Origin of the sequence: Pseudonocardia sp. (assembly GCF_025465255.1) — a bacterium.
Classification (GTDB): domain Bacteria; phylum Actinomycetota; class Actinomycetes; order Mycobacteriales; family Pseudonocardiaceae; genus Pseudonocardia.
The window spans coordinates 1-5,914 of record NZ_JAODNI010000107.1 but is presented as its reverse complement, the minus strand read 5'-3'; the positions used below and the strand labels follow the sequence as shown (position 1 = coordinate 5,914).

At 77.6% G+C, this 5,914-nt stretch carries 6 protein-coding genes; all 6 read right to left on the bottom strand.

Annotated elements, in window-relative coordinates:
- The coding region (locus JWP64_RS11800) for a PfkB family carbohydrate kinase (protein ID WP_297495810.1) at positions 1–818 on the bottom strand (818 nt) is incomplete at its 3' end.
- A complete protein-coding gene (locus tag JWP64_RS11795; protein ID WP_297495809.1) occupies positions 815–1,624 on the bottom strand; it encodes a glycosyltransferase family 2 protein in 810 nt (269 codons plus the stop codon). The genes JWP64_RS11800 and JWP64_RS11795, both read right to left, overlap by 4 nt.
- Entirely contained in the window at positions 1,621–3,150 is a 1,530-nt protein-coding gene (rfaE2, locus tag JWP64_RS11790) for a D-glycero-beta-D-manno-heptose 1-phosphate adenylyltransferase (RefSeq protein WP_297495807.1), read from the bottom strand. Before rfaE2 ends, JWP64_RS11795 begins: the two co-directional genes overlap by 4 nt.
- The gene (locus JWP64_RS11785) at positions 3,141–3,908 is read right to left on the bottom strand and encodes an SDR family oxidoreductase (RefSeq protein WP_297495805.1); all 768 of its coding nucleotides are present in this window, start codon (positions 3,906–3,908) and stop codon (positions 3,141–3,143) included. The genes rfaE2 and JWP64_RS11785 overlap by 10 nt, the downstream gene beginning before the upstream one ends.
- 31 nt (positions 3,909–3,939) lie before the next feature.
- Complete coding sequence (locus JWP64_RS11780) at positions 3,940–4,530, bottom strand: SIS domain-containing protein (RefSeq protein WP_297495812.1); 591 nt, start codon at positions 4,528–4,530, stop codon at positions 3,940–3,942.
- A gap of 32 nt (positions 4,531–4,562) precedes the next feature.
- Positions 4,563–5,810, bottom strand: a complete 1,248-nt coding sequence (locus JWP64_RS11775) for a glycosyltransferase (protein WP_297495803.1) — start codon at positions 5,808–5,810, stop codon at positions 4,563–4,565.
- Positions 5,811–5,914: the final 104 nt, after the last annotated feature.

The window sequence follows — 5,914 nt, the reverse complement described above, 5'->3', positions numbered from 1 at the left end:
CCGTCCGCCAGCAGGGCCGCGAGCCGCCCGGCGAACGCGTCGCCGGCGCCGCAGGGGTCTCCCCCGCGCACGCGCGGCGCCCCGACGGTGACGCAGCGGGTGCGCGGGCGCGCGAGCACGGCGCCCCGCTCCCCCGTGGTCACCGCGACGGCGGCGCAGGCCCACAGCCCGAGCAGGCGTCGCCCGACGGTCCCGGCCTCGAGCCGTGCTGCCCCGGCACGGGACCGCCCGGCGGCCCGCGCCGCTTCAGCCAGGTTCGGGGTCGCGATGCGGACGCCCGGGACCGGCTCGGGCCCGCGCGGATGCGGGTCCCAGACGACCGGGGTGCCGCGCCGGACCGCGTCCGCCAGGACCGCCCGGACGCCCGGGTTCGCCGCGACCCCGCGGCCGTAGTCGGACACCAGGACCGCCCCGGCGCGCTCGACCGCCCCGGCCAGCGCCGGGACGACCCGGTCCGCGAACCGCGCCGCGGGCTCACCGAGGCCCTTGTCCGTCCGCAGCAGCGGCCGCTCCGCGCACCGCCACCGGCACTTGACGACGGTGCCACCCGTGGCGGGCCCGTCGACCAGCGTCAGCGCCCGGTCGAGCAGCACGCGCAGCCGCGCACCGGAGTCGTCGTCGGCCAGCGCCGAGACGAACGTGACGGGCACCCCCTGGGCGGCGAGCAGCACCGCGGCGAGCCCGGCGCCACCGGGCCGCACGATCTCCCGCGTGACGTCCAGGACGGGCACCTCGGCGTCGGGCGAGGTGCGTTCCACCCGCCCCTCGACGTCCACGTCGAGCAGGGCGTCCCCGACCACCACCACCGGCGCGCTCACGCCGGCCGGCCCAGGACGGAGTCCGCCACCACGGAGCGGTCCGGCACGGTCGTCGGCGACTCCAGGTGCACCGCGCCCGAGGGCAGGATCCCCGCCCCGCCGAACCGTTCCATCACCCGCTGCTCCGCCAGGACGTCCTCGCCGGCGTGCTCGGCGGGCAGGTCCCGCCAGAAGCCGAACCCGCCGACCTCGACGAGGGCCCTGCGGTCGTAGAGCACGCAGCCGGCGATCCAGGCGATCTTGTAGGCGACCCACGGCTCCCCCGGCCGCACGTGCCGCCGGGCGAGGTGGGCGGGGTTCGCGGCGTTGTGCAGGGTCCAGCGCTGCCACTCGGGGGTGTCCGGGCGGATGCGCTCCGGTTCCGGCCGGCCCGGCCAGCGCTCGAACGGCGCGAGCTCGTCCGGCCGCTCGTCGTCGAGGTGGGACAGGCCCTGCATCGCCGCGCCGACCAGGCCGCAGCGCAGCTCCAGGATCGCGTCGTGCAGCCGGGCGACGGTGCCCGGCTCGAGCCAGACGTCGTCGTCGCAGAACAGCACGTGGTCGGCCGAGGACGCCGCGAGCAGCGACGCCCGGTGTTCGGCCAGCCCGCGCCGCGGCAGGTGGCGCACGGTGCGGACGCGGTGGCCCGCGGCCTCGAGCACCCGGATCATGGCCCGGGCCGCGTGCGTGTCGAACGAGGCCGCGCCGTCGGACTGGTCGCTGACCAGCACGTCGAACGAATGGTCCTGGGCGGCGAGACCCGCGAGCGTGGCCGCCAGCTCGACCGGCCGGTCACAGGTCGGGACCAGCACGTCGAGCGCGCTCATCCGGCTCCTCCCTGGTTCGACAGGGCCTGCGCCCGCGCCACGATCGCGCTCGTCGAGTGGTCCGCGAGGTAGTCCAGGATCCGGACCTCCCCGCCGAGCGCCTCGACCACCGGGGTCTCGGGCAGCATCTCCGGGGTGTAGTCCCCGCCCTTGGCGTAGACGTCGGGCCGGACGAGCTCCAGCAGCTCGACCGGGCTGTCCGCCTCGAACGCGGTGACGAGGTCGACGGCGGACAGGGCCCCGATCACGCCCGCCCGGTCCTCCAGCGGGTTGACCGGCCGGCTCGGTCCCTTGAGCCGGGACACGCTGGCGTCGCTGTTCAGCGCGACGACGAGCAGGTCCCCGAGCCGGCGGGCCTGGCGCAGGTAGGCGACGTGCCCGCGGTGCAGGACGTCGAAGCAGCCGTTGGTGAACACCACCCGGTGCCCCGCGGCGCGGTGCTCGGCGAGCACCGACAGCAGGTCGTGGTGGCCGAGCACCGCGCCCGGGTCCGCCGCGGCCAGCCGGGCCGTCAGCGCCCCCGTCGTGCAGACGACGGTGCCGTCCCGGGAGACGGCGACGTCCGCCGCGGCCTGGGCGAGGGCTGCGGCCACGGCGGGCTCCGCCCCGGACGCCCGGGACGCGGTCCACGCGGCGGTGAACACGTCGCCGGCGCCGCAGGCCCGGGACGCGGGTGCCGCGGCGGCCGCGGCCTGGTGCACCGGCACCGCGTCCCCTCGCGGCAGCTGGACGACCCCGTCCACGTCGAGGGTGAGCAGCACCTCCGCCCCGCCGGACGCCTCGACGAGCGCGCGCTGCCGGGCCGCCGCCCAGGCGACCCGGTCCCCGGACGGCTCGGGCTCGCCGATCAGCCGGGCCGCCTCCTCGGCGCTCGGCGTGACGGCGTCGGGGTGCAGGGCGGCCCACGGCGCCAGCTCGTGCGCGTCCACGACCAGCAGGGACATCCGGGACCGGGCCCGGCCCAGCCGGCGGCGGACCCGTTCGCAGAGCGCGCCGAGGCCGTAGTCCGCGACGAGCACTGCGTCCCGGCCTTCGGCGAGCGCGTCGGTGACCTGGTCCGCCAGGGCCCGCGAGGCCGCGGTGCCCATCGGCGGGGACGTGACGTCGAACCGCGCGACCAGGTGCTCCGGCGGGTCGCCCGCCATGACCCGACGTTTCGCGGTCGTGGGCCGGGCGGGGTCGAGCACGCAGCGGTCCGTGCGCACCCCCGCCTCGGCGAGGGCGCGGCGCAGCGTGCGGCCGTCGTGGTCGTCGCCCAGGACGGCGACCAGCTCGACCTCGGCCCCGAGGGCGGCCAGCGCGGCCGCGGTGTTGGCGGCGCCGCCCGGCGCGGTGCGGGCGTCGTTGAGCTCGATGACGGGGACGGGTCCGTCGCGGCCGGTGCGGCGCGCCGGGCCGGACACCCAGCCGTCGAGCAGCGCGTCGCCCACCACCAGGACCCGCGGCCGGCGCTCGGCGATCAGGCCGGCCGACGTCACCGGCGCCGGGAACCCCCGCTCCACCGGCGGGTGCGTGCTCACGGCCACGACGGCTCCACGGACGGGGTGACGACGAGCTCGCGGACTTCGCAGCCCTCCGGCCTGGTCAGGGCGAAGAGCACGGTCGCAGCGACCCTGCGCGGATCGTTCAGCACGGCGTCCGGGCCGGGGCGGTACTGCTCGGTGCGGCCGTCGAAGAACGCGGTGTCCATGCCGCCGGGCACGAGCATCGTCACGCCGACCTGCCCGGCCAGCTCGGCCATCAGGGCCCGGCTCATCCCGACGACACCGAACTTCGAGGCGCAGTAGGCGCTGGCGTCGGACAGCGCGCGGAAGCCGAGCGTGGAGGCGACCGTCACGATCCGGCCGCGGCTCTCCCGCAGGGCGGGCAGCGCGCCGCGGATCACCGCGGCCGTCCCGAGCAGGTTGACCTGGACCACGCGGTCCCAGTCCGCCCCGGGGATGTCCTCCATCCGCCCGCAGGCGTCCGTGCCCGCCGCGGTGACGACGGCGTCGAGGCCGCCGACGCGGGCGGCGAGGTCCGCGACGGCGTCCTCGGCCGCGCGGCCGTCGGTCAGGTCGACGACGGCGGTCGGCGCGTTCCCGAGGGCCTCGCCCGCCCCGTCCCGGGGGTCGACGCGGTCGAGGAGCAGCGGGGTCCCGCCGGCGGCGGCCACCGCGCCCGCGACGGACCGGCCGAGGCCGGACGCCGCGCCGGTGACGAGCACCCGCCCGAGCGGGCGGGAGTCCAGGAGCTGTTCGGTGGTGTCGGGCGAGGTTCGGGGACCGGTCACGGTCGAGGTCATGAGATGTCCTCTCGGTAGGGAGGGAGTGCGGTCAGGAGGCGACGAGCGGGGCGCCGGAACCGGCCTTCCCCACCGGCAGCGCCGCCTCGACCGCGCGGCAGAGCATGTGGACCGCGGCGAGATGGGACTCCTGCACGGTCGCGGTGTCCCCGGGCAGGCAGACGGCGTCCGAGCAGAGCCTGGCCAGCGGGTTCGGCCCGGGCCCGGTCAGCGCCCAGCTCTCGACGCCGCACTGCCTCGCCGCGAGCGCGGCGGTGAGCAGGTTGCGGCTGCGGCCGCTGGTGGACAGCAGGATCAGCACGTCCCCGGGGCGGCCGTGGGCCCGCACCTGGCGGGCGTAGACCTCCTCGTAGCCGTAGTCGTTGCTGATGGCGGTCACCGCCGAGGTGTCCGCGTGCAGCGCGATCGCGGACAGCGGGACCCGCTCGCCCTCGAAGCGGCCGACGAGCTCGGCGGTGAGGTGCTGGGCCTCCGCGGCGCTGCCGCCGTTGCCGGCCGCGAGGAGCCGCCCGCCCTCGGTGAGCCGGGCGGCCAGCGCGGCGCCCCAGCGGGCGAACGTGCCGGAGGCACCGCGCAGGGCCGGCAGCGCGGCCTGCAACCGGTCGACGTGCTGGTCGAGCAGCTGTTCGGTCGGGTCGTCGTCGAACGTCTTCATCACCGGCTCCCTGCTGTCGCGATCGGCCGGCGTCCCGTGGGCGCCGCAGTCCGGGCGGCGCGCCCGTCCAGGACGTCCCGGTAGACGGCCGCTGTGGCGGCGGCGACGCGCGGCCAGGAGTAGCGCGAGACGGCGCGGTCGCGGCCGGCCATGCCGTAGCCCTCGCACATCGCCGTCTCTGCGACCAGGTGCCGCAGCACGCGGCCCAGTTCGTCCGGCCGCCGGGGCGGCACGTGCAACCCGGTCACCCGGTGCACGACCGAGTCGATCATGCCGCCGACCTCGGACGCGACGACGGCCCGGCCGCACGCCATCGCCTCCAGCGGCACCATGCCGAACGGCTCGTACCAGGGTGCGCACACGACGGCGTCCGCCGAGCGGAGCAGGGCGGGTACGTCCTCCCGAGCCACCGCACCGAGGAACCGCACCCGGGAGGCGACGCCGGCCCACTCGGCGACCTCGTGCAGCCGCCGCAGGTCCGGGTCCGCGGCCGGATCCTGCCCGGCGGGCGGGCCGCCCGCGACGAGCAGCTCGGCCTCGGGCACCCGGGCGAGCGCCTCGATCACCTCGTCGACCCCCTTGCGGCGCACCAGCCGGCCGATCGTGACCAGCCGGGGCCGCTGCGTGCGGGGCAGGGCGGGGCCTCGCGGGGTGAACAGGTCGAGGTCGACGCCGCAGGGCACCACGGAGATCCGCTGCCGCGGGGTGCCCATCCGGGTCAGCTCCAGCAGCTCGTCCTCGCAGGTGGCGATGACCCGGCGCGCGCGGCGGGCGAGGACCTTCTCGGCGGTGATGCGGCCCTGCGGGCTGGTGTCGTCCCCGCCCTGGTGCCGCTGCTTGACGTGGCCGAGGGCGTGGAAGGTCTGGACGAGCGGGACGTCCGGGCCCCGGACGGCGGCCGTCGCGGCCAGGCCGGACATCCAGAAGTGCGCGTGCACGATGTCCGGCGGCTCCGCCGCCCAGAGCCGCGCCAGCTCGTCGGCCAGCGCGGGGACGTGCGCGACGAGCTCGTCCTTCGGGATGGCCGTCGGCGGGCCCGCGGTGACGTGCCGGACGGTGACGCCCGGGCACAGCGGGACGGTCTCGGGCAGGTCGGCGGAGTCCCGGCGGGTCAGCACTGTCACCTCGTGACCGTCCGCGGCGAGGGCCCGGCTGAGCTCGCGCACGTGGACGTTCTGGCCGCCCGAGTCGGGCCCTCCGGGAGCGGCGAGCGGGCTCGCGTGTTCGGACACCATGGCGATGCGCACGATCGATCAACTCCCTGCGGTCGTGATGGTCCCTGCGATCGGGATGATCGGGGCCGGCCGCGGGGTCGCGGCCGGTCCTGGGTCGGTGGCGGCCGGGCCGGCGC